Source organism: Pseudomonas sp. TREG-RG-20F-10-E-6-01 (genome assembly GCF_022662455.1).
Classification (GTDB): Bacteria; Pseudomonadota; Gammaproteobacteria; order Pseudomonadales; family Pseudomonadaceae; genus Aquipseudomonas.
On sequence record NZ_JAKNQP010000001.1, the window covers coordinates 992,906 to 1,013,998 of the forward strand.

Sequence of the window (21,093 nt, forward strand, 5' to 3'; positions counted from 1 at the left end):
AATTCTAGGGGGCGCCATGGGGAACGATAAGCTGGCATTCCTGTGAATCTTTGTTACCGTTCAAGCGATAATCCGTTGGTAGGGATCACTGGACGGCGTAACTTTCTGTCACAATTTGCTATCTCCCCTGAGAACACTCCATGGACACTTTGCAAAACATGCGCGCTTTCAGTTGCGTGGCCGAAGCTGGCAGCTTCACCGCCGCCGCCGTGCAACTGGACACCACCACGGCCAACGTCTCGCGCGCGGTCTCCAACCTGGAAGCCCATCTGCAAACCCGCTTGCTCAACCGCACCACCCGCCGCATCGCACTGACCGAAGCCGGTAAACGCTATTTGCTGCGTTGCGAGCAGATCCTCGCCTACGTGGAAGAAGCCGAAGCCGAAGCCAGCGACGCGCACGCGCGGCCGGCCGGGCAGTTGAAAGTGCACACCATGACCGGGATCGGCCAGCATTTCGTGATTGACGCCATTGCCCGCTACCGCCGTACGCATCCCGACGTGACATTCGACCTGACCCTGGCCAACCGCGTGCCGGACTTGCTCGATGAGGGCTACGACGTGTCGATCGTGCTGGCCAGTGAATTGCCGGACTCGGGGTTTGTGTCCCAGCGGCTGGGCATTACCTACAGCATCGCGTGTGCGTCGCCGGATTACGTCAAGACCAAGGGCTGCGCACAACGGCCGCAGGATTTGCTCAACCATGCGTGCCTGCGGTTGGTGAGCCCGGTGATCCAGCTGGATAAATGGACCTTCAACGGGCCGGAAGGCCAGGAAAGTGTGGCGATCAATACGTCGCCGTTTCTGGTCAATTCGGCGGACGCGATGAAAACGGCGATCACCAGTGGCATGGGCGTGGGTTTGTTGCCGGTGTATGCGGCTATCGAGGGGTTGCGTAACGGCACGCTGGTGCGGGTGATGCCTAACTACCGCTCGCAAGAGCTGAACTTGTATGCCATCTACCCGTCGCGCCAGTACCTGGATGCGAAGATCAAGACGTGGGTTGAATATCTGCGCGGGTCGTTGCCCGAGATTCTGGCGGCGCATCAGGCGGAATTGGTGGCGTATGAGTTGAGTGGGAGCCTTAGCGGGGCGCGGTTGGCTAACTGACTGGGCTTTGGGGTTGGGCTTTGGGCTTTGGGCTTTGGGGGCATATCCGTTATTTGGGTGATGGCGGGTATGGGTTCCGCTCTTACAGCGGGTCACTTTTGAAAAGAGCCCAAAAGTAACCAAAAGGCTCTTGCCCCACCACTCGGCACCTCGCTTAGGCTCGGTGTGCCCTCACTCCGGCTTGAATCCGTGGGCCGCCGTGACGGGCCATCCATGGCCCAACACGGCTAACCCGGCGTCCTGCCGGGTTACCCACGGATTCAAGCCTGCGTTCGGCCAGCGTGGTTTAACGGGGCGCCTAAGATCAAAAGCAGATCAAGATCAAAAGCAGAGCACGGCGGCCTGGTAGCCGACCTGAGTGGTAGAAGCAAAACCGAGGCGGCCTGACAGCCGACCTGATTCTGGAACCTGAACTCAATCAAATGTGGGAGCTGGCTTGCCTGCGATGGCATCAACCTGGTGTACCTGATGGACCGAGGTGTCTTCATCGCAGGCAAGCCAGCTCCTACAGAAAAGCAAAGCAGTGCGGTGGTGGAGGTTGAACTCGGTCAACTTGTGGGAGCGGGCTTGCTCGCGAAGGCGGTGGGCCAGTGACACATGAGCTGACTGACCCACCGCATTCGCGGGCAAGCCCGCTCCCACATTTGGATATCTGTGCATCAGATAGAAGTGTGTTGCTGTGCTTTTGATCTGCTTTTGCTTCAACCACTCAGGTCGGCTTTCAGGCCGCCGTGCTTTGCTTTTGATTTTGATCTGACAGGCCCCGTCAACCACGCTGGCCGGAGTGAGGGAATGCCGAGCCTAGGCGAGGCACCGAGTGGTGGGGCAAAGACCTTTTGGTTACTTTTGGCTGGGCCGGCATTCCGGGCGTTTGCCAAAAGTGACCCGCTGTAAGAGCGGAACCCTAAGCCGCCGTTACCGCAGCAACGGATATGTACTCACTCACCCACCAAACAACACCAAAAAGCTCCCCCCAATCCCCCCCAAGAATGTTAGCGTGCTTGGCATTCTTCCGTAGTCGATGAGCCCGCCTGCAATGAAAAAGACCGTCCTCGCCTTCAGCCGTGTCACCCCGGAAATGATCGAACGCCTGCAACAGGATTTCGACGTCATCGTCCCCAATCCCAAGCTGGGCGACATCAACGCTCAATTCAACGAGGCCCTGCCCCACGCCCACGGTTTGATCGGCGTAGGCCGCAAGCTCGGCCGCGCACAGCTCGAAGGCGCAAGCAAACTGGAGGTGGTCTCCAGCGTGTCAGTAGGCTACGACAACTACGACGTGTCCTACTTCAACGAGCGCGGAATCATGCTCACCAACACCCCCGACGTACTCACCGAAAGCACCGCCGACCTGGCCTTCGCCCTGCTGATGAGCAGCGCACGCCGCGTGGCCGAACTGGACGCCTGGACCAAGGCCGGCCAGTGGAAAGCCAGCGTCGGCGCGCCACTGTTCGGTTGCGATGTACACGGCAAAACCCTCGGCATCGTCGGCATGGGCAACATCGGCGCCGCCGTGGCCCGGCGTGGACGCCTGGGCTTCAATATGCCGATCCTGTACAGCGGCAACAGCCGCAAGACCGCGCTGGAACAGGAATTGGGCGCCCAGTTCCGCAGCCTCGACCAATTGCTGGCCGAGTCGGACTTCGTCTGCCTGGTGGTGCCATTGAGCGACAAGACCCGCCACCTGATCAGCACCCGCGAGTTGGGCCTGATGAAATCCAGCGCGATCCTGATCAATATTTCCCGTGGCCCGGTGGTGGACGAGCCGGCGCTGATCGACGCCCTGCAAACCCAGAAGATTCGGGGTGCCGGCCTGGATGTGTATGAGCAGGAGCCGCTGGCCGAGTCGCCGCTGTTCCAACTGAGCAACGCCGTAACCCTGCCGCACATCGGCTCGGCCACCCACGAAACCCGCGAAGCCATGGCCAACCGCGCCCTGGACAACCTGCGCAGCGCCTTGCTGGGCCAGCGCCCACAGGACTTGGTGAACCCACAGGTCTGGAAGGGCTGACACATCTTACCTGTGGGAGCGGGCTTGCTCGCTCCCACACACGCCAGCCCTGCATAAATCCGGTTAAAGCCTGGCGCGCCCGAGTCGATAACCCTCTATAGATCGTCATTCCTGATCCACAGAAGGTTTTTATGTCCACCACCAAAGCCCGCGCAGATTCACTCTCGCTTCTGCTCTTTACCTTGCGCAGCGGCAAGCTGATGGCGATCAACCTGCTGAAAGTCAGCGAAATCATCCCCTGCCCGCCGCTGACCAAGCTGCCGGAGTCTCACCCTCACGTCAAAGGCATCGCCACGCTGCGCGGTGCGTCGCTGTCGGTGATCGACCTGAGCCGCGCGCTGGGCGAGATGCCCCTGCAAGACCCGAACGGCGGCTGCCTGATCGTCACTGACGTCAGCCGTTCCAAGCAGGGCTTGCATGTGCAGGCGGTGAGCAAGATCGTGCATTGCCTGACCACCGACATTCGTCCGCCGCCGTATGGCTCCGGTGGCAACCGCTCGTTTATCACCGGGGTTACCCAGGTCGAAGGCGGGCTGGTGCAGGTGCTGGATATCGAAAAGGTCATCCACGGCATCGCCCCGGCACCGGTTGAAGCGGCGCCCACCGACCTGACCATGGAAGAGGCCGAAGTACTCGGCAATGCGCGGATTCTGGTGGTGGACGACAGCCAGGTCGCCCTGCAGCAATCGGTGCACACCCTGCGCAATCTCGGTTTGACTTGCCACACCGCACGCAGCGCCAAGGAGGCCATCGACGTGCTGCTGGAGCTGCAAGGCACGGCCGAGCAGATCAACGTGGTGGTTTCGGATATCGAAATGTCCGAAATGGACGGTTACGCCCTCACCCGTACGCTGCGCGAAACCCCGGATTTCCAGGAGCTTTACGTGCTGCTGCACACTTCTTTGGACAGCGCGATGAACAGCGAAAAGGCCCGCCTGGCCGGTGCCGACGCGGTGCTGACCAAGTTCTCTTCGCCCGAACTGACCAAGTGCCTGGTGGTTGCCGCCCAGACCGTGGCGCAAAAGGGCTTGTAACCGGTGACGCAATACTTCCACCTGTTGCGCCGCGACCTGACCGGCAGCCTGCCCGCCCCGCAGTGGCCGGCCGATACTCGGCTGGGCCATTACCGTGATGAACTGGCCCCGGCGATTCATGCGGTGCTGCGCATGACCCAGGACCAGGGCGGCGGCCGTGTCGCCGGCCTGGAGCAATGGCGCCAGCAGTTCGTCACCGATGCCGAGTTCGACCCGACGCTGTGCCTGGTGGCCAGCAACGCCGAGGGCATCCTCGGCGTGGCCCAGTGCTGGACCAGCGCGTTTATCAAGAACCTCTCCGTGCATCCCTGCGCCCAGGGCCAGGGGCTGGGCCGCGCCTTGTTGCTGCACAGTTTTCAGGTGTTCAAGCAACGCGGCGAACCCTACGTCGACCTCAAGGTGCGCGAAAGCAACCTGCGCGCCCGACAACTGTATGAAAGCGCGGGCATGGTTTTTGTGCTGCGCGACCGGGTGCCCGAGGACTGACAGGCACTGGCTTCGCAAGAGCCAGAACAGTGCATAGAGGCACTACCGAGGCGTTTGTGGCGATCACCTTTGCCGCCTACGACGCCGGGCGCTGCCGGAATCTTGACGAAGACAGCCGCTGCAACATCTACTGGATGCCGGCGCCAGGATCGCCACCCAGGTGCCGGCCAACTACGCGTTTATTTCCTTGCGGGCATCTCAGGCCCGCAGCCTGCGAGGGCTTACAGGCTGGCGATACACTCGATTTCGATCCGCGCATTCAACAGCAGCTTGCCTGCCGCAAAGGTGGTTCGGGCAGGAAGCCGGCCTGCGGGGAAATAACTGGCGTACACCTCGTTCATTGCCGCGAAATCTTTGACATCGGCAAGAATCACCGTGCATTTGGCTACCCTGTCCATCGCCAAGGCTTTTGTCTTGAGCGTGCCACGCAAGTTTTCCAGGGCCTGGGCGGTTTCTGCGCGAATGCCTCCGCGCACCAGCTTGCCCTTTTCATCCAGGCCCAACACGCCGGCGAGATACAGGGTGTGCCCAACCTGCACCACCTCCGAGTAAGGAAAACCACCTTGCGCCGGTGTGTAAATCATCCGGGCCGCTGCGGATTCAGCCGGAGCCGGTGCCAGATAAGGCTGGGTAATGGCCGCGTATTTGCCACTGTCCTTCAAGCGCTGCAGCGCCGTGTTCAGCGCCGCGGTCAATTGCGGGTCGGTTTTGCGCACCGCTATGGCCGGGCCGCTGCCCAACAACTCGTCATTGATCACCGGCCCCGCGAAGGCAAACGCTTTGCCTTGAGGGGTGTTCAGCAACGCTTGGGTGATTTCAACCGTGTCTTGCAAGGTCGCGTCCAACTCACCGGCCTTCAAGGCCTTGATCAGCTCGGCATTGAGGTTGAATTGACGTACCTGCACGCCTTGAGGCGCCCACCGTGCCAGCGCAAAAGCGGCTCGACTGGTACCCGTCAGTACGCCCACGCGTTTGCCTCTGAGCGAACCGGGGGTTGGCAAAAGGCTGGAACCTGTGGGCGCGACCAATCGGCTTTCAAGGGCATAGAGCGGATGGGTGAAGTCGACTGTTTCGCGCCGTGGCGGCGTCGCGGTCATCGGCATGATGGCGTCAAAACGCCCGGCCTGGAGCGCGGCAAGGTTGGTTGCATAAGGCTGATCGACCCACACGCAGCGCGCGTTGAGCTCAGCACACAAGGCGTTGCCCAGCTCGATATCCAACCCGAGGAGTTCGCCTTGCTCATTGCGATATTCAAACGGCGGTACATCCGCCTCGACCCCGAAGCGAATTTCGCTCCACGGGTTTACGGGAGGGGGAGCCACCGCGCATCCGCTCCCGGCCAACATTATCAGCGCCAGAGCCAATATTCTTTTTGCCGTAGTCATAGACCTGTCCTGTTCAAAAGTGGCGTGAGACGTCCGTGCTCTATCACTCACGGCCCGAACGCACCCGACGTTCTAACAAGCACTGACTGGTCTTTAACTACGACACGCCTGTTTGTTTCATAGGAGAATTCCCAAATTCAGCCTAGACGCTTTTTGGCGTCAGCGCCGTTGGCCCCAGAACGCCTGCGCAAGCAGACGTAAATCTTGCGCCAGCGCCGCCACGTCGCCTGAGCTGCATTGGCTCTGCTGTGTGCCACGGCTTGCACCGCATCGCGGGCTACGCCTTGCAGGGTGTTGATCATGCGCTGGATTTCATTGGTCGATTGCTGGGTGCGCTGTGTCAGCGATCAATCGCGCGCGGGTCCGGCTTGGTGCGCACTGACTGATACTCCACCGTCGCCCCTTCCCGGGTCACCTGCGTGGCATAAGCGCGCTCGTAATTATTGGAGGAGTCGTCAGGTCGTCGACGCTAAGCGCGCCCATGGGGCGAACACTGATCCCGCTCATGTTCCGCGCAATTAATCAGCCATCACTGGTCGGAAGGCGGCTCGTTCAGATTGTAGGGCTGCACGATGCGCTGGTATTCACCGCTCTGGCGCAGTTGTTCAAGCGCACGGTTGAGGTCCTGGCGCAAGGCGGTGTCCGGTTTGCGCACCGCGATGGCCGCGCCGTCACCCAGCAGTTCGGCCGACACAACAGGACCCAGGAAGTCGAAATCCTGACCCTGCGCGGTGTCGAGCAGTGCCGTGCGGATTTCCACCGTGCCTTGCAGCGTCGCATCGATATGGCCGGCCACCAGGCTGCGCGTCAATTCGTCATTGAGCCAGAAACTCTTGATGATGACGCCCGCCGGCGCCCACTTGATTCGAGCAAAGGCTTCGCGGTTGCTCCCCAGCAGCACGCCGACCCGCTTGCCCCTGAGCGACTGCAGCGTCGGCATCAGGCCGGAGGTCTTGCGCCCTACCAGCCGGGTGGTGAACGGGTACAGCGTATCCGTGAAGTTCACCCATTGTCGGCGCCTGGAGGTGGGCGCCATGCCCATGATCGCGTCGAACCGTCGACCCTCAAGCGCAGGAAAACTCTCCATCAGCACCTGATCAACCCAGGTACAACGCACACCGAGTTGCTGGCACAACGCGTTTCCCAGGTCGATATTGAGCCCCACCAGTTGATCGTGCTGGTTGCGGCTTTGGAACGGCGGGAATTGCGCGGCGACTGCGAAACGGATCTCGCGTCGTGGTTCGTCAGCTGTCGCAGGTGTGCAGAAAACAGCGACCAGCAGGGATAAGGCAGGCGCAACACAGACACGTATCGAAACCACAAGGTGAGTCCTTTTCCGGAAAGTCCAGCCTCACCACGCCCCGGCGCCATCCACCTGGGCGAAGCAAATGCTGTGCAAGCTTTCAAGAAACGGTCGTGCACCTGCAATCAGAAACGTCAGCGAGCGATGTAAGGCAATGCCGACAAATACGTGACCGATTACTCTCAGCGTTTACCCATCGAACGACGAGTGCCCGGCGGTGCCATACCTGGCGACTTGGTATGGCCGTTTTTGGCGCCATTTTTGTACCAAGGCTGGGCCGCATTCTTGGCCCCGGCCAGTTCACCCGGCTTGAACGGAAACTTGAACGCCGGGATCTCGGCTTTTTCAACGCTTTCAGCGCTGGCCGGATCGACGAGGTCGGTCGCTTCAACAGGGGATTGTGTCGGGGAAGTCATGGAAGCTCCGGGGCATGCAGAAAATGAGGCGGCGGCCGGCTTGCGGGCCGCGCTGGCGCGCAGTATACCTGCGCGCCCCGGATCTTTAACCACCGCCTGTACGAATGGTCTGACTTTACTGACAGCGCTGTCAGTTAGCAGTCACCGTGCTGACCGGGTCGGCGGGCTATAAAGAAAGCATCTTAATTTTCCCACCCCTTTGCCCCGGCGCCTCACCCCATGCACATTCAACGAAAAACCGCCCTGACCGTGGGTGTCCTCGTGGTAGTGGCGATTGCAGCCTGGGCCGTGACCCGGCCCGCCAAGACCAAACTGGCGGCGCCGAGCGCAATCCCGGTGCGAGTGGTGAGCGTGGTGCAACAGGACATTCCCCGCTTTGTCAGCGGCATCGGCTCGGTGCTGTCGTTGCACAGCGTGGTGATCCGCCCGCAAATCGACGGCATCCTCACCAAGTTGCTGGTCAAGGAAGGCCAACTGGTCAAAACCGGCGACCTGCTCGCCACCATCGATGACCGCTCGATCCGCGCGAGCCTCGACCAGGCCAAGGCGCAACTGGGGGAAAGCCAGGCGCAACTGCAAGTCGCGCTGGTCAACCTCAAGCGCTACAAGGAATTGAGCATCGACGACGGCGTGTCAAAACAGACCTACGACCAGCAACAAGCCTTGGTCAACCAGCTCAAAGCCACGGCGCAAGGCAACCAGGCTGCCATCGACTCCGCTCAGGTACAGCTTTCCTACACCCAGATTCGCTCTCCGGTGACAGGTCGCGTCGGCATTCGCACGGTGGATGAAGGCAACTTCCTGCGCATGAGCGATACCCAGGGCTTGTTCTCCGTGACGCAAATCGACCCGATTGCGGTGGAGTTCTCACTGCCGCAACAAATGCTGCCGACCCTGCAAGGCCTGATCGCATCGCCGACTCAAGCCAGCGTCGATGCCTACATGGGCGCCGACACCGACGGCCAGACCGGCGACTTGCTCGGTGAAGGCCACCTGAGCCTGATCGACAACCAGATCAGCTCCACCACCGGCACGCTGCGCGCCAAGGCCGAGTTCAAGAATGCTTCGCAGCGCCTGTGGCCGGGGCAACTGGTGACCATCAAGATCCAGACCGCCCTCGACAAGAACGCCCTGGTGGTACCGCCGACCGTGGTGCAGCGCGGCCTGGATGCGCATTTCGTGTACCGGGTCAACGGTGACAAGGTCGAGATTGTGCCGGTGCAAATCGCCTATCAGGACAGCGACGTGAACATCATCAAGGGCGTGCAGGCCGGGGATGTATTGGTCAGCGACGGCCAGTCGCGGCTCAAGGCCGGCGCCCAGGTCGAGGTGCTCAAAGAGCCGCCACAAGCCATCCAGACGGTAGACGCCAAGGTGCAGCCATGAGCGGCAGCCGTTCGCCGTCGGCCTGGTGCGTCGACCACCCGGTCGCCACCCTGCTGCTGACCTTCGCCTTGGTGCTGCTGGGGTTAATTGCCTTCCCGCGCTTGGCCGTCGCCCCACTGCCAGAAGCGGAATTTCCGACGATCCAGGTCACCGCGCAGTTGCCCGGCGCCAGCCCGGACACCATGGCGTCGTCGGTGGCCACCCCGCTGGAGGTGCAATTCAGCGCCATCCCCGGCATGACGCAAATGACCTCCAGCAGCGCCTTGGGCTCCAGCCTGCTGACGCTGCAATTCACCCTGAACAAAAGCATCGATACCGCTGCGCAGGAAGTGCAAGCGGCGATCAACACCGCCTCCGGCAAGCTGCCCAGCGATATGCCAAGCCTGCCGACCTGGAAGAAGGTCAACCCGGCGGACAGCCCCGTGCTGATCCTCAGCGTCAGTTCCGACAGCATGCCCAGCACCGAACTCAGCGATTACGTAGAGACCTTGCTGGCCCGCCAGATCAGCCAGATCGACGGCGTCGGCCAGATCAACATCACCGGCCAGCAACGCCCGGCAATTCGCGTACAGGCTTCGCCCGACAAACTCGCGGCGATTGGCCTGACCCTCGCCGACGTGCGTCTGGCCATTCAGCAATCGAGTTTGAACCTGGCCAAGGGCGCGATTTACGGTGAGAACAGCGTGTCGACCCTGTCGACCAACGACCAGCTGTTTCACCCGGATGAATACGGCCAGTTGATTGTTTCCTACAAGAACGGCGCACCGGTTCAACTGCGTGATATCGCCAAAGTCATCAACGGTTCGGAAAACGCCTACGTACAGGCCTGGTCGGGCGACACGCCCGGCGTGAACCTGGTGATTTCGCGCCAGCCCGGCGCCAACATTGTCGAAACCGTGGACCGCATTCAAGCCGAGCTGCCGCGCCTGGAAGGCATGTTGCCGGCCTCGGTGCAGGTCAGCGTGTTGACCGACCGCACCAAGACGATTCGCGCCTCGTTGCATGAAGTGGAAGTGACGTTGCTGATTGCCATCTTGCTGGTGGTGGCGGTGATGGCGCTGTTCCTGCGTCAATTGTCGGCGACGATGATTGTGTCCAGCGTGCTCGGCGTGTCGCTGATCGCCAGTTTTGCGCTGATGTATGTACTGGGTTTCAGCCTGAACAACCTCACGCTGGTGGCGATCGTAATCGCCGTGGGCTTTGTGGTGGACGACGCCATCGTGGTGGTGGAGAACATTCACCGCCACCTGGAGGCGGGCCTCGATAAACGCGAAGCGGCGATCAAGGGTTCCGGCGAGATTGGCTTTACGGTGGTGTCGATCAGCTTCTCGCTGGTGGCGGCGTTTATTCCGCTGCTGTTCATGGGCGGCGTGGTCGGACGGCTGTTCAAGGAGTTTGCGCTGACGGCCACCTCGACCATCCTGATTTCGGTGGTGGTGTCGCTGACGCTGGCGCCGACGCTGGCCGCGCTGTTCATGCGCGCGCCCACCCATCACGCCCACGACAAGCCCGGTTTCAGCGAACGCCTGCTGGCCGGATACGCGCGCAACCTGCGTCGCGCGTTGGCCCATCAACGCACGATGGCGGCGATCTTCATGGTGACCCTGGCCCTGGCCGTGGTCGGCTACATCTTTATCCCCAAGGGTTTCTTCCCGGTGCAGGACACAGGTTTCGTGCTCGGCACCAGCGAGGCCGCGGCCGACGTGTCGTACCCGGACATGGTCGCCAAGCACAAAGCCCTGGCCGAGATCGTCAAGGCCGACCCGGCGGTGGAAGCGTTTTCCCACTCGGTGGGCGTGACCGGCAGCAACCAGACCATCGCCAACGGCCGCTTCTGGATCGCCTTGAAAGACCGCGGTGACCGCGATGTGTCCGCCAGCCAGTTCATCGACCGCATCCGCCCCAAACTGGCCAAGGTGCCGGGCATCGTGCTGTACCTGCGCGCCGGCCAGGACATCAACTTAAGCTCCGGCCCGAGCCGCGCCCAGTACCAATACGTGCTCAAGAGCAACGACGGCCCGACGCTGAACACCTGGACCCAGCGCCTGACTGAAAAGCTGCGCGCCAACCCGGCCTTTCGCGACCTGTCCAACGACCTGCAGCTGGGCGGCAGCATCACCCACATCAGCATCGACCGCCAGGCCGCCGCGCGCTTCGGCCTGACCGCCACCGATGTCGACCAGGCGCTGTATGACGCCTTCGGTCAGCGCCAGATCAACGAGTTCCAGACCGAAATCAACCAGTACCAGGTGGTGCTGGAACTCGACACCCAGCAACGCGGCAAGGCCGAGAGCCTGAACTACTTCTACCTGCGCTCGCCGCTGACCAACGAGATGGTGCCTCTGTCGGCGCTGGCCAAGGTCGACCCGCCCACCGTGGGGCCCTTGTCGATCAGCCATGACGGCATGTTCCCGGCCGCCAACCTGTCGTTCAACCTGGCGCCTGGCGTGGCGTTGGGCGATGCGGTGATCATGCTTAACCAGGCCAAGAACGAAATCGGCATGCCGTCCACCATGATCGGCACATTCCAGGGCGCGGCCCAGGCGTTCCAGAGTTCGCTGGCCAGCCAGCCCTGGCTGATCCTCGCGGCGCTGGTGGCGGTCTACATTATTCTGGGTGTGTTGTACGAGAGTTTCGTGCACCCGCTGACGATCATCTCGACCTTGCCTTCAGCGGGCTTGGGCGCGCTGATCATGCTGTGGCTGCTGGGCCAGGACTTTTCGATCATGGCCCTGATCGGCCTGGTGTTGTTGATCGGCATCGTCAAGAAAAACGGCATCCTGATGATCGACTTTGCCCTGGACGCCCAGCGCGTGCGCGGGCTGCCGCCCGAGGAGGCGATTTATGAAGCCTGCGTCACGCGGTTCCGGCCGATCATCATGACCACCCTCGCCGCCCTGCTCGGCGCGGTGCCGCTGATGCTCGGCTCCGGCCCGGGCGCGGAGTTGCGCCAGCCGCTGGGGATTGCGGTGGTCGGCGGCTTGCTGGTGAGCCAGGCGCTGACGCTGTTCACCACGCCGGTCATATACTTGTACCTTGAGAAGTTTTTCCACAGGCCCAAACCAGCGCTGGCGCTGGCGACCACACACTGAAGGCGGGGTCATGCGCGTCCTGATTATTGAAGATGAAGAAAAAACCGCGGACTACTTGCACCGCGGCCTGACGGAACAAGGCTACACCGTCGATGTGGCGCGTGAAGGTGTCGAGGGCTTGCACCTGGCGCTGGAAAACGATTACGCGGTGATCGTGCTCGACGTGATGCTGCCCGGCCTCGACGGCTTCGGCGTGTTGCGCGCGCTGCGGGCGCGCAAGCAAACACCGGTGATCATGCTCACCGCACGCGAGCGCGTGGAAGACCGCATTCGCGGCTTGCGCGAAGGCGCCGACGATTACTTGGGCAAGCCGTTTTCGTTCCTCGAACTGGTGGCGCGCCTGCAGGCGCTGACCCGCCGCAGCGGCGGGCATGAGCCGGTGCAGGTCACCGTCGCTGACTTGTGGATCGATTTGATCAGCCGCAAGGCCAGCCGCAACGGCCTGCGCCTGGACTTGACCGCCAAGGAGTTCTCGCTGCTCAGCGTATTGGCGCGGCGCCAGGGTGAAATCCTCTCGAAAACGGCAATTGCCGAGATGGTCTGGGACATCAATTTCGACAGCGATGCCAACGTCGTCGAAGTGGCGATCAAGCGCCTGCGCGCCAAGCTCGACGGGCCGTTCGAGCACAAACTGCTGCACACCATTCGCGGCATGGGGTATGTGCTGGAGAACCGCAGTGTCGGCTAACTCCATCGCCCTGCGCCTGAGCGGCATGTTCACGCTGGTGGCGCTGCTGATCTTCGTGTTGATCGGTGGCGCGCTGTACCAGCAAGTGGACCGCGGCCTTGGGTTGTTGCCGGGCGCCGAGCTGGATGCGCGCTACAGCGTGCTCGAATCCTCGGTGAACCGCTTTGGCACGCCGGACCATTGGGCGAAAATCACCGCCAAACTGAAATTGCTCGGTGAGGAAGACAAGCGCATTCGCTTCTGGGTGGTGAGCAGCGATCCGAACTACGAGTACGGCAACCCGGATGCGCAGATCCGCGCGTTCGCCGCAGGGCCGACCGGTAAGCGCGACTTGCGCCTGCCGGGGCGCGAGTACCCGTTCAAGGTGTTGGTGAGCCAGTTCGCGGCGAAAGAACAGCGCCCGCCGCTGCGCTTTATGATCGCCATCGACACTGAAAACTTCCGCGCGACTCAGCACCAGTTGCTGGTGGCGTTGATCGGCCTGGCGTTTGTCGGCGTGGTGCTGGCGGCGCTGTTGGGGTTCTGGGTGTCGCGCATCGGCCTCAAGCCGTTGGGCAAACTCTCGGATGAAGCGCAGAAGCTTGCGCCGCCCAAGCTCTCGGGGCGCTTGCAACTGTCGCCGTTGCCGCCGGAGTTGAGCCAGTTCGTCAACTCGTTCAACTCCACCCTGGATCGGGTTGAGCAGGCCTACTCGCGCCTGGAGTCATTCAATGCCGACGTGGCGCATGAACTGCGTTCGCCGCTGACCAACCTGATCGGCCAGACCCAGGTAGCGCTGACACGCGGGCGTTCGGCCGAGCATTATTTCGAGGTGCTGCAATCCAACCTTGAGGAGTTGGAGCGCCTGCGTTCGATCATCAATGACATGTTGTTCCTGGCCAGTGCTGATCAGGGCAGCAAGGCCACCAAGCTGATCGAAAGTTCACTGGCGGACGAAGTGGCCACGACCCTCGATTACCTGGACTTCATCCTCGAAGACGCCCAAGTCCAAGTGCGGGTACGCGGTGACGCCTTGGTGCAAATCGAGAAAGCGCACCTGCGCCGTGCGTTGATTAACCTGCTGAGCAACGCAGTGCAGCACACCGCACCGGGGCAGGTTATCGAGGTGAACATTGAGGTAGAGGAGCATCAGGTGGCGATTGGGGTGACCAACCCGGGGGCTGAGATTGCCAGTGAGCATTTGCCCCGGCTGTTCGAGCGGTTTTATCGGGTGGATGCGTCACGCAGCAACAGCGGGGCGAATCATGGGTTGGGGTTGGCGATTGTGAAGGCGATCGCTTTGATGCACGGCGGGGATGTGTTTGTGCGCAGTGAGGGTGGGGGAAATACGTTTGGCATAACCCTGCCGGTGTAGGGGGTGGTTTGCTGGGGGTATATCCGTTATTTGGGTGATGGCCGCTTTGGGGTTCCGCCCTTACGGCGGGTCACTTTTGAAAAGAGCCCAAAAGTAACCAAAAGGCTCTTGCCCCACCACTCGGCACCTCGCTTAGGCTCGGTGTGCCCTCACTCCGGCTTGAATCCGTGGGCCGCCGTGACGGGCCATCCATGGCCCAACACGGCTAACCCGGCGTCCTGCCGGGTTACCCACGGATTCAAGCCTGCGTGAGGCCAGCGTGGTTTAACGGGGCGCCTAAGATCAAGATCAAGATCTACAGCACGGCGGCCTAGTAGCCGACCTGAGTGGTAGAAGCAAAACCGAGGCGGCCTGACAGCCGACCTGATTTTGGAAGCTGAACTCAATCAAATGTGGGAGCTGGCTTGCCTGCGATGGCATCAACCCGGTGTACCTGATGGACCGCGGTGCCTGCATCGCAGGCAAGCCAGCTCCCACAGAAAAGCACAGCAGTGCGGTGCTGGCGACTGCACTCGCTCCCACATTTGGAGCTCTGTGCATCAGATAGAAATGTGTTGCTGTGCTTTTGATCCGCTTTTGCTTCTACCACTCAGGTCGGCTACCAGGCCGCCGTGCTTTTGCTTTTGATCTTGCTTGTGATCTGACAGGCCCCGTCAACCACGCTGGCCGAACGCAGGCTTGAATCCGTGGGTAACCCGGCAGGACGCCGGGTTAGCCGCGTTGGGCCATGGATGGCCCGTCGCGGCGGCCCACGGATTCAAGCCGGAGTGAGGGAACACCGAGCCTAAGCGAGGTGCCGAGTGGTGGGGCAAAGACCTTTTGGTTACTTTTGGGGCGTTTGCCAAAAGTGACCCGCTGTAAGAGCGGAACCGCCAGCCGCCGTGACCGCAGCAACGGATATGTACTCACTCCCCCTACAACCCCCCCGCGACTGTTGCAATTTGGGCAACAGTCATTATCTTGTTACACTCTGTACCGCACCGCTCACCTGCGCTAATTTGACGCACCGTTGAGCGCGACGGCAACCACAGCTTCCCGCTCACCCAAATTTCCCTCGACTTATTTCCAGGGCTCTACACTGGGAATCTGTTCAAAGCCGCTGACTTCAGCGGCTTTTTTTTGCGGTAAAAAAAGGCCAGGCACACCCCCACGACATTGGCCGCTTACGATTGACCAAAGGAGCTCCACCGGTGAAGAACTCGCTGACGTTCACCCCGCTATTCCTAGCGATTGCAACAACGATCGCCCCCCTGGCCCAAGCGGCAGACACCACCCCCGCCGACGGTTTCGTCGACGGCGCAAGCCTCAAGATCAACACCCGCAATTACTACATGAACCGCGACCGTCGCGACATCCACACCGATGACAGCAAGGAATGGGGCCAAGGCTTCATCGGCACCTTCGAATCCGGCTACACCCAAGGCACGGTCGGCTTCGGCCTGGACCTTAACGCCATGCTCGGCCTCAAGCTCGACGGCGGTGGCGGCACCGACGGCTCCAGCATCCTGCCGTATGGCAGCGGCGACGGCAAAGCGCCCGGCTCGTTCTCCACCGCAGGCGGCACCTTGAAAATGCGCGCCTTCGACACCGAGCTGAAAGCCGGCGACCTGTTCCTCAACAACCCGGTAATCGCCGGCGGCATGACCCGCATGCTGCCGCAGGATTTCCGCGGCGTAAGCCTGACCAACCACAGCGTCGACGGCTGGCTGCTTGAAGGCGGCCAGGCCAGCTTCACCAAGCTCTACAACCAGAGCGGTCACCGGCGCATCGGCACCAGCTACGGTGCACTGCCGGACCACGTCGACAGCCAGCACCTGAACTGGGCCGGTGTGTCGTTCAGCGCCATCCCGGGCGTCACCAGCAACCTGTACGCTTCCGAACTCAAGGACGTGTGGCACCAGTACTACTACGACCTGGATTACACCTACGCGCTGAACGACCTGGTCAGCCTCAACCCCGGCCTGCACTACTACCACACCCAAGACACCGGCCGCTCGCTGCTGGGCAGCATCGACAACAACACCTACAGCCTGCATTTCACCGTGGGCGTGGGCAACCACAGCCTCACCGCCGCCTACCAGCGGGTCAACGGCAACACGCCGTTCGACTACATCAGCCAGGGCGACAGCGTCTACCTGGACAACTCCCAGCAATACTCGGACTTCAACGGCCCCAACGAGCGCTCGTGGAAACTCAAGTACGCCTATGATTTCGCAGGCCTGGGCATGCCAGGGCTGACGTCTGCCGTTTCCTACATCAGCGGCAAGACCGACCTGACCAAGGTCGACCCCAACAGCCGTGGCTACAGCGCCTGGTACAGCGCCGATGGCAAGGACGCCAAACACTGGGAGCGCGACATCGATTTGAAGTACGTGGTGCAAGGCGGCAAAGCCAAGGACCTGGCCGTGCGCCTGCAATGGGCGACCAACCGCGGCGGAAATGGCTACGCGGCAGTGGATCGGGATGTGGACGAATACCGGGTGATCGTGGACTACCCGATCAACGTGTTCTAACCCGCCAATCTTTCTTTTTTAGCCCATGCCCTAATTTTCATCGCGTAGAACTAAACTGCCAGTATCTTATCTGTTGAAGTCTGCGCGATGAGTCAACTCCGCCCTCCTTCTTTACCTGCACGCTCGGAGCTTTTGCTGATTCTGGGCAGTAGCCTGACCGTCACCCTGATTGTGATTATCGTCGCGGCGCTGCTGAACCGCGAACACGCCAGCACCGTCCAGGCCGCCCAGCGCGCGACCACCAACATCACCCAACTGATCAATGCTGACGTGCTGCGTAACGTCGAGCTCTATGACCTGGCGCTGGAGGGTCTGATCAAGGCCACCACCCGCAAGGACCTGGCGCAGGCGTCACCGGACATACGGCACATGGTGCAGTTTGACCAGTCCACCGCAGCGCCCTTCAAAGGCGAAGTGCTGTTGCTGGATGCCAACGGTGCAGTGATTGCCGACTCCTCGACGCTGTGGCCAACGCCACGCAATTTCGCTAACCGCGATTACTTCCAGGCGCATCGACAGAATGCCCAGGCCGGCCTGTTTATCAGCCGCCCATTCAGGATTCGCTGCAATTGCGATCAAGTCTGGCGCATCGCATTCAGTCGCCGCGTCACGGGGCCGGACGGTGAGTTTGCCGGTGTCGCGGTGGCAACGATGCGCCTGGCGTATTTCGATCAATTGTTCAACCGCCTCACCATCGGCAATGGCAGCTCGGTGAACCTGCTGAACAACCAGGGGATTCTTCTCGCCCAGCAGCCGTTGCTGGAGCGCGACATGATCGACAAGGACCTCAGCGATCGGCCCAACTTCAAACGCATACTGCGCGAAGGCGAAGGCAGCTTTCGGGCGATCTCGGCCATCACTGGCACCGAGCGTTTGTACACCTTCACCAATGTCGGTGAATTACCGCTGATTGTGGTGGTGGCGCTGGCCAGCGAAGACGTGTTCGCCCCGTGGAAACGCGCCGCGCTGCTCACCAGCGGCGCCACCGGCGTGCTCTGCATTGGCCTGTTATGGCTGACCTGGATGCTGCGCCGCGAACTGCGCCGTCGCTATCGCGCCGAGCAAGTGCTGTCGGAGCTGGCCGCCACCGATGACCTGACCGGCCTGGCCAACCGTCGCACCCTGGACCAGCGCCTGCGCCTGGAATGGGACCGCGCGCAGCGCTCCACCGAGCCGCTGACGCTGTTGATGATCGATGTGGACCACTTCAAGGCTTTCAACGACCGCCACGGCCACCACGGCGGTGATGAGGCACTGCGCACGGTCGCCCAGGTGATCGCCAACAACATCCGTCGTCCCGCCGACCTGGCCGCGCGGTATGGCGGGGAAGAGTTTGCGGTGGTGCTGCCGGACACCGACGCCAAGGGCGCCTGGGTGATCGCCGAGCATATCCGCAGCGGCGTCGAGCACCTGCCGCGCGTCGCCGGCGCTGAACAGCCGATCACCGTGAGTATCGGCATGAGTACCTGGGATAAACGCAGTCACCTGTCACTCGAGACGCTGCTGTTGCACGCGGATCAGGCACTGTATGAGGCCAAGCACAGTGGGCGAAACCGGATTGTGGAGGCCACCGGGCCCTGACCTGCTGCAACGCCGTACACGGACTACGCTAATGGCATCTTCGACGCAAAAGTACGCCCGATGAGCCCGAGCCTTTCTCGCTCTACACGTCGCCCGGAACGCCTGCTGATCCTTGGCAGTGTCCTCACGGCCCTGCTGATCGTGGCGATCGTGGCGGTGCTGCTGATTCGCGAACACGCCAATACCCTGCAGACCGCCACGCGCACCGCGAACAACATCACCCAACTGATTGACGCCGATGTACTGCGCAACGTCGAGCTCTATGACATGGCCCTCAAGGGCCTGATCGCCGCCACCGAGCGCAACGACCTGCAAAGCGTCTCCGCCGATATCCGCCATCTGGTGCAGTTCGACCGCTCCGCGGCCGCGCCCTACAAGGGCGAGATCCTGCTGCTGGACGCCGGTGGCGAGGTGATCGCCGACTCGTCCTTGCTCACGCCCAAGTCCGGCAACTTCGCTGATCGCGATTATTTCCAGGTGCAGCGCAAAGACCCCGACATCGGGCTGTACATCAGCCGCCCGTTCATGGCGCGCTGCGTGTGCGACGACCAATGGCGCATTGCGTTCAGCCGCCGCGTTTCCGGGCCGGACGGGCGCTTTCAGGGGGTGGCGGTGGCCTCCATGCGCTTTTCTTATTTTCACCAGCTGTTCAGCAGCCTGAATATCGGCAGCAACAGCACCATCAACCTGATCAACCAGCAGGGCATTCTGCTGGCGCAGCATCCCATGCTCAAACTGGACATGATCGACAAGGACCTGAGCCAGCGGCCAAACGTCACGCGCATGCTCAAGGAGCGCGATGGCAGCTTTCGCGGCGTTTCCAGTGTTGACCACCGAGAGCGGCTCTACAGCTTTTCCACGGTCGGCAATTTGCCGCTGATCGTCGTGGTGGCACTGTCCACCGATGAAGTATTCGCCCAATGGAAACGCGCAGCCTTGCTGATCAGCCTGGCGACGGGCGTGCTGTGCATCGGTCTGCTGTGGCTGAGTTGGATGCTCAGCAACGAGCTGCGCCGCCGCCACCGCGCCGAGCAAGTGCTGTCAGAACTGGCAGCCACCGATGCGCTGACCGGCCTGGCAAACCGTCGCATCCTCGATCAGCGCCTGCGCCTGGAATGGGACCGCGCGCAACGCTCGACCGAACCGCTGACGCTGCTGATGATCGACGTGGATCACTTCAAGGCCTTCAACGACCGCCATGGTCACCACGGCGGTGACGAGGCTCTGCGCACGGTGGCCAGGGTCATTGAAGACAACATCCGCCGCCCGGCTGACCTGGCGGCGCGTTATGGCGGGGAGGAGTTTGCCGTGGTGCTGCCGCACACCGACGCCAAGGGCGCCTGGGTGATCGCCGAGCATATCCGCAGCAGCGTCGAGCACTTGCCACGGTTTGCCGGCGCCGAACGGCCGATTACGGTGAGTATCGGCATGAGTACCTGGGACAAACGCAGCCGCGTATCGCTGGAGGCATTGTTGCTGAGCGCGGATCAGGCGCTGTATGAGGCCAAACACAGCGGGCGCAACCGCATCGTGGATGCCGCAGCCCTTCCCTGAAAAGCCTGCTACCTGGGCTAATCGGTCAATCAATGCGGTTGGAGCAAGGCCGCTCGCCGCACCGTCAGCGTGGGTTTGGATCCCGACGCTGACGGTGCCTCCTGCTGATGACAGTGAGTCAGTACATTTTTCACAGAGGCAGCCTTTACAGCGTGTAGCTGCCACCTCCTGACACCGAGACTCTCGGGTCAGCGCCCACTTGCGCTGTAACACTCAATGGAAACTGCGGTGGCAATAGAGACACGCTTAAACCGAAGGAGCCATCGACCGAAACGCCCGATGTTGCGGAAAACTCGTGTTTTGGCGGGGACTTGCTGGTCAGGTCGGTACTGAAAGTAACTTTGTGTTGAAGGGTAAATGACGGTGACACGCCTGCTCCGCCATTGGCGCCCACCTGCCCTGCTCGAATATTCGCGTTAATACTTGTCCGGAGGAAAAAGGTATAACTATTGGCGATGGATAATGTGTTGTCGGCGTTTTGCGTGATAGTCGGTTTACCAGTGGGAGACAGTGTGAATTGAAGACCCGCCCCGCCGACGTTTATATGTTGCCCAGTCATATGCGTAACACTTTGGTTCACGCCACCGCCCACACTAACGCCAGAACTGGCAAGGCTGCCCTCAAGACCGCCATTCACACTCAGTGATTGCTGACTGACAATTGAAGGCTTCAAATTAGCGTGAAAGTTGAATTCACCACTTGGATGAACAGTGGCGCTGAATTCCGGTGCGCCAAACGTAAATCGCTGTGAAAGGCTGCCCCCCACATTAAAACCCACGCCCGTGCCTAAAATATTGGGAATGCCGGCCCTCAGACTGCCGCCGACTTCCAGCTGCATCTTGGGTGCGAAGCTGACGGTGAGGCCGCCGCTGTCATTGGGCCGTAAGCTGATGACGGGATCAAACCGTGCCGTTGCGCTCACGCCCGCGCTCGGGCCGCCAGCTATCGGGGTGACCCTGGCGGCGATGGTGGCATAGGTTCGCGGAAAAAAAGACACCGTGGGGATCGGCTGAAACTTCGCTTCACCGCCGAACACATTCGCGGTATAGGGCGCGGCAAAAGAGCGCTCGGGCGGGTTATTGTTGACGTTTTGTTGCTGAGGGTCAGGGCTGCGATATACAGCGGCTGGAGCGATAGCGTTCATGATCGGTATTCCTTCAACAGTAGTAGGTATGTATTCA

General features: G+C 61.4%; 15 protein-coding genes and 2 pseudogenes. 12 read left to right on the top strand and 5 right to left on the bottom strand.

Features of this window, described 5'->3' with window-relative positions; all coding sequences use genetic code 11:
• The first annotated feature begins 140 nt into the window (after window positions 1-140).
• The 5 genes and pseudogenes from L8K08_RS04685 to L8K08_RS04705 all read left to right on the top strand — a co-directional run.
• A complete protein-coding gene (locus tag L8K08_RS04685; RefSeq protein ID WP_122719937.1) occupies window positions 141-1,109 on the top strand; it encodes a LysR family transcriptional regulator in 969 nt (322 codons plus the stop codon).
• A gap of 1,036 nt (window positions 1,110-2,145) precedes the next feature.
• Window positions 2,146-3,120 (top strand): D-glycerate dehydrogenase, encoded by a 975-nt coding sequence (locus L8K08_RS04690; protein ID WP_242194620.1) that lies wholly within the window; start codon window positions 2,146-2,148, stop codon window positions 3,118-3,120.
• Window positions 3,121-3,251: 131 nt separating this feature from the next.
• Window positions 3,252-4,154 (top strand): chemotaxis protein, encoded by a 903-nt coding sequence (locus L8K08_RS04695; RefSeq protein WP_145166225.1) that lies wholly within the window; start codon window positions 3,252-3,254, stop codon window positions 4,152-4,154.
• Window positions 4,155-4,157: 3 nt separating this feature from the next.
• A complete protein-coding gene (locus tag L8K08_RS04700; protein WP_145166226.1) occupies window positions 4,158-4,640 on the top strand; it encodes a GNAT family N-acetyltransferase in 483 nt (160 codons plus the stop codon).
• 38 nt (window positions 4,641-4,678) lie between these two features.
• Window positions 4,679-4,771: pseudogene (locus L8K08_RS04705) on the top strand (YkgJ family cysteine cluster protein); the annotation flags it as partial.
• Window positions 4,772-4,861: 90 nt separating this feature from the next.
• Here the strand turns inward: L8K08_RS04705 and L8K08_RS04710 are convergent.
• The 4 genes and pseudogenes from L8K08_RS04710 to L8K08_RS04725 form a co-directional block, all read right to left on the bottom strand.
• Window positions 4,862-6,025, bottom strand: a complete 1,164-nt coding sequence (locus L8K08_RS04710) for a transporter substrate-binding domain-containing protein (protein ID WP_242194630.1) — start codon at window positions 6,023-6,025, stop codon at window positions 4,862-4,864.
• A gap of 159 nt (window positions 6,026-6,184) precedes the next feature.
• Window positions 6,185-6,369: pseudogene (locus L8K08_RS04715) on the bottom strand (hypothetical protein); the annotation flags it as partial.
• Window positions 6,370-6,554: 185 nt separating this feature from the next.
• Window positions 6,555-7,346 (bottom strand): transporter substrate-binding domain-containing protein, encoded by a 792-nt coding sequence (locus L8K08_RS04720; RefSeq protein WP_145166228.1) that lies wholly within the window; start codon window positions 7,344-7,346, stop codon window positions 6,555-6,557.
• A gap of 164 nt (window positions 7,347-7,510) precedes the next feature.
• The gene (locus tag L8K08_RS04725; RefSeq protein WP_242194632.1) at window positions 7,511-7,744 is read right to left on the bottom strand and encodes a hypothetical protein; all 234 of its coding nucleotides are present in this window, start codon (window positions 7,742-7,744) and stop codon (window positions 7,511-7,513) included.
• A 219-nt stretch (window positions 7,745-7,963) separates the two neighbouring features.
• Here L8K08_RS04725 and L8K08_RS04730 point away from each other — a divergent pair, with 219 nt between their 5' ends.
• The 7 genes from L8K08_RS04730 (at window position 7,964) to L8K08_RS04760 (ending at window position 19,912) form a co-directional block, all read left to right on the top strand.
• Entirely contained in the window at window positions 7,964-9,130 is a 1,167-nt protein-coding gene (locus tag L8K08_RS04730; RefSeq protein ID WP_145166229.1) for an efflux RND transporter periplasmic adaptor subunit, read from the top strand.
• Window positions 9,127-12,222 (top strand): multidrug efflux RND transporter permease subunit, encoded by a 3,096-nt coding sequence (locus L8K08_RS04735; protein WP_106579554.1) that lies wholly within the window; start codon window positions 9,127-9,129, stop codon window positions 12,220-12,222. The genes L8K08_RS04730 and L8K08_RS04735 overlap by 4 nt, the downstream gene beginning before the upstream one ends.
• A gap of 10 nt (window positions 12,223-12,232) precedes the next feature.
• Window positions 12,233-12,910 (top strand): heavy metal response regulator transcription factor, encoded by a 678-nt coding sequence (locus L8K08_RS04740; protein WP_053254480.1) that lies wholly within the window; start codon window positions 12,233-12,235, stop codon window positions 12,908-12,910.
• On the top strand, window positions 12,900-14,264 hold the full coding sequence (locus L8K08_RS04745) for a heavy metal sensor histidine kinase (protein WP_242194634.1): 1,365 nt from the start codon (window positions 12,900-12,902) through the stop codon (window positions 14,262-14,264). The genes L8K08_RS04740 and L8K08_RS04745 overlap by 11 nt, the downstream gene beginning before the upstream one ends.
• Before the next feature lie 1,190 nt (window positions 14,265-15,454).
• Window positions 15,455-16,777 (top strand): OprD family porin, encoded by a 1,323-nt coding sequence (locus L8K08_RS04750; protein WP_242194637.1) that lies wholly within the window; start codon window positions 15,455-15,457, stop codon window positions 16,775-16,777.
• Window positions 16,778-16,864: 87 nt separating this feature from the next.
• Window positions 16,865-18,358 carry a sensor domain-containing diguanylate cyclase gene (locus L8K08_RS04755; protein ID WP_242194640.1) on the top strand — a complete coding sequence of 498 codons (1,494 nt, stop codon included), beginning with the start codon at window positions 16,865-16,867 and terminating at the stop codon, window positions 18,356-18,358.
• A gap of 60 nt (window positions 18,359-18,418) precedes the next feature.
• On the top strand, window positions 18,419-19,912 hold the full coding sequence (locus tag L8K08_RS04760) for a sensor domain-containing diguanylate cyclase (protein ID WP_242194643.1): 1,494 nt from the start codon (window positions 18,419-18,421) through the stop codon (window positions 19,910-19,912).
• Between the two features lie 145 nt (window positions 19,913-20,057).
• Here L8K08_RS04760 and L8K08_RS04765 read toward each other — a convergent pair whose 3' ends face one another.
• Window positions 20,058-21,056: a hypothetical protein gene (locus L8K08_RS04765; RefSeq protein WP_242194646.1), complete on the bottom strand. Its 999-nt coding sequence runs from the start codon at window positions 21,054-21,056 to the stop codon at window positions 20,058-20,060.
• Window positions 21,057-21,093: the final 37 nt, after the last annotated feature.

Bases quoted from the DNA above. Each gene is read 5' to 3' on its own strand.
- L8K08_RS04695 (WP_145166225.1), top strand. From the start codon at position 3,252: ATGTCCACCACCAAAGCCCGCGCAGATTCACTCTCGCTTCTGCTCTTT.
- L8K08_RS04685 (WP_122719937.1), top strand. From the start codon at position 141: ATGGACACTTTGCAAAACATGCGCGCTTTCAGTTGCGTGGCCGAAGCT.
- L8K08_RS04690 (WP_242194620.1), top strand. From the start codon at position 2,146: ATGAAAAAGACCGTCCTCGCCTTCAGCCGTGTCACCCCGGAAATGATC.
- L8K08_RS04735 (WP_106579554.1), top strand. From the start codon at position 9,127: ATGAGCGGCAGCCGTTCGCCGTCGGCCTGGTGCGTCGACCACCCGGTC.
- L8K08_RS04755 (WP_242194640.1), top strand. From the start codon at position 16,865: ATGAGTCAACTCCGCCCTCCTTCTTTACCTGCACGCTCGGAGCTTTTG.
- L8K08_RS04730 (WP_145166229.1), top strand. From the start codon at position 7,964: ATGCACATTCAACGAAAAACCGCCCTGACCGTGGGTGTCCTCGTGGTA.
- L8K08_RS04740 (WP_053254480.1), top strand. From the start codon at position 12,233: ATGCGCGTCCTGATTATTGAAGATGAAGAAAAAACCGCGGACTACTTG.
- L8K08_RS04760 (WP_242194643.1), top strand. From the start codon at position 18,419: ATGAGCCCGAGCCTTTCTCGCTCTACACGTCGCCCGGAACGCCTGCTG.
- L8K08_RS04765 (WP_242194646.1), bottom strand. From the start codon at position 21,056: ATGAACGCTATCGCTCCAGCCGCTGTATATCGCAGCCCTGACCCTCAG.
- L8K08_RS04710 (WP_242194630.1), bottom strand. From the start codon at position 6,025: ATGACTACGGCAAAAAGAATATTGGCTCTGGCGCTGATAATGTTGGCC.
- L8K08_RS04725 (WP_242194632.1), bottom strand. From the start codon at position 7,744: ATGACTTCCCCGACACAATCCCCTGTTGAAGCGACCGACCTCGTCGAT.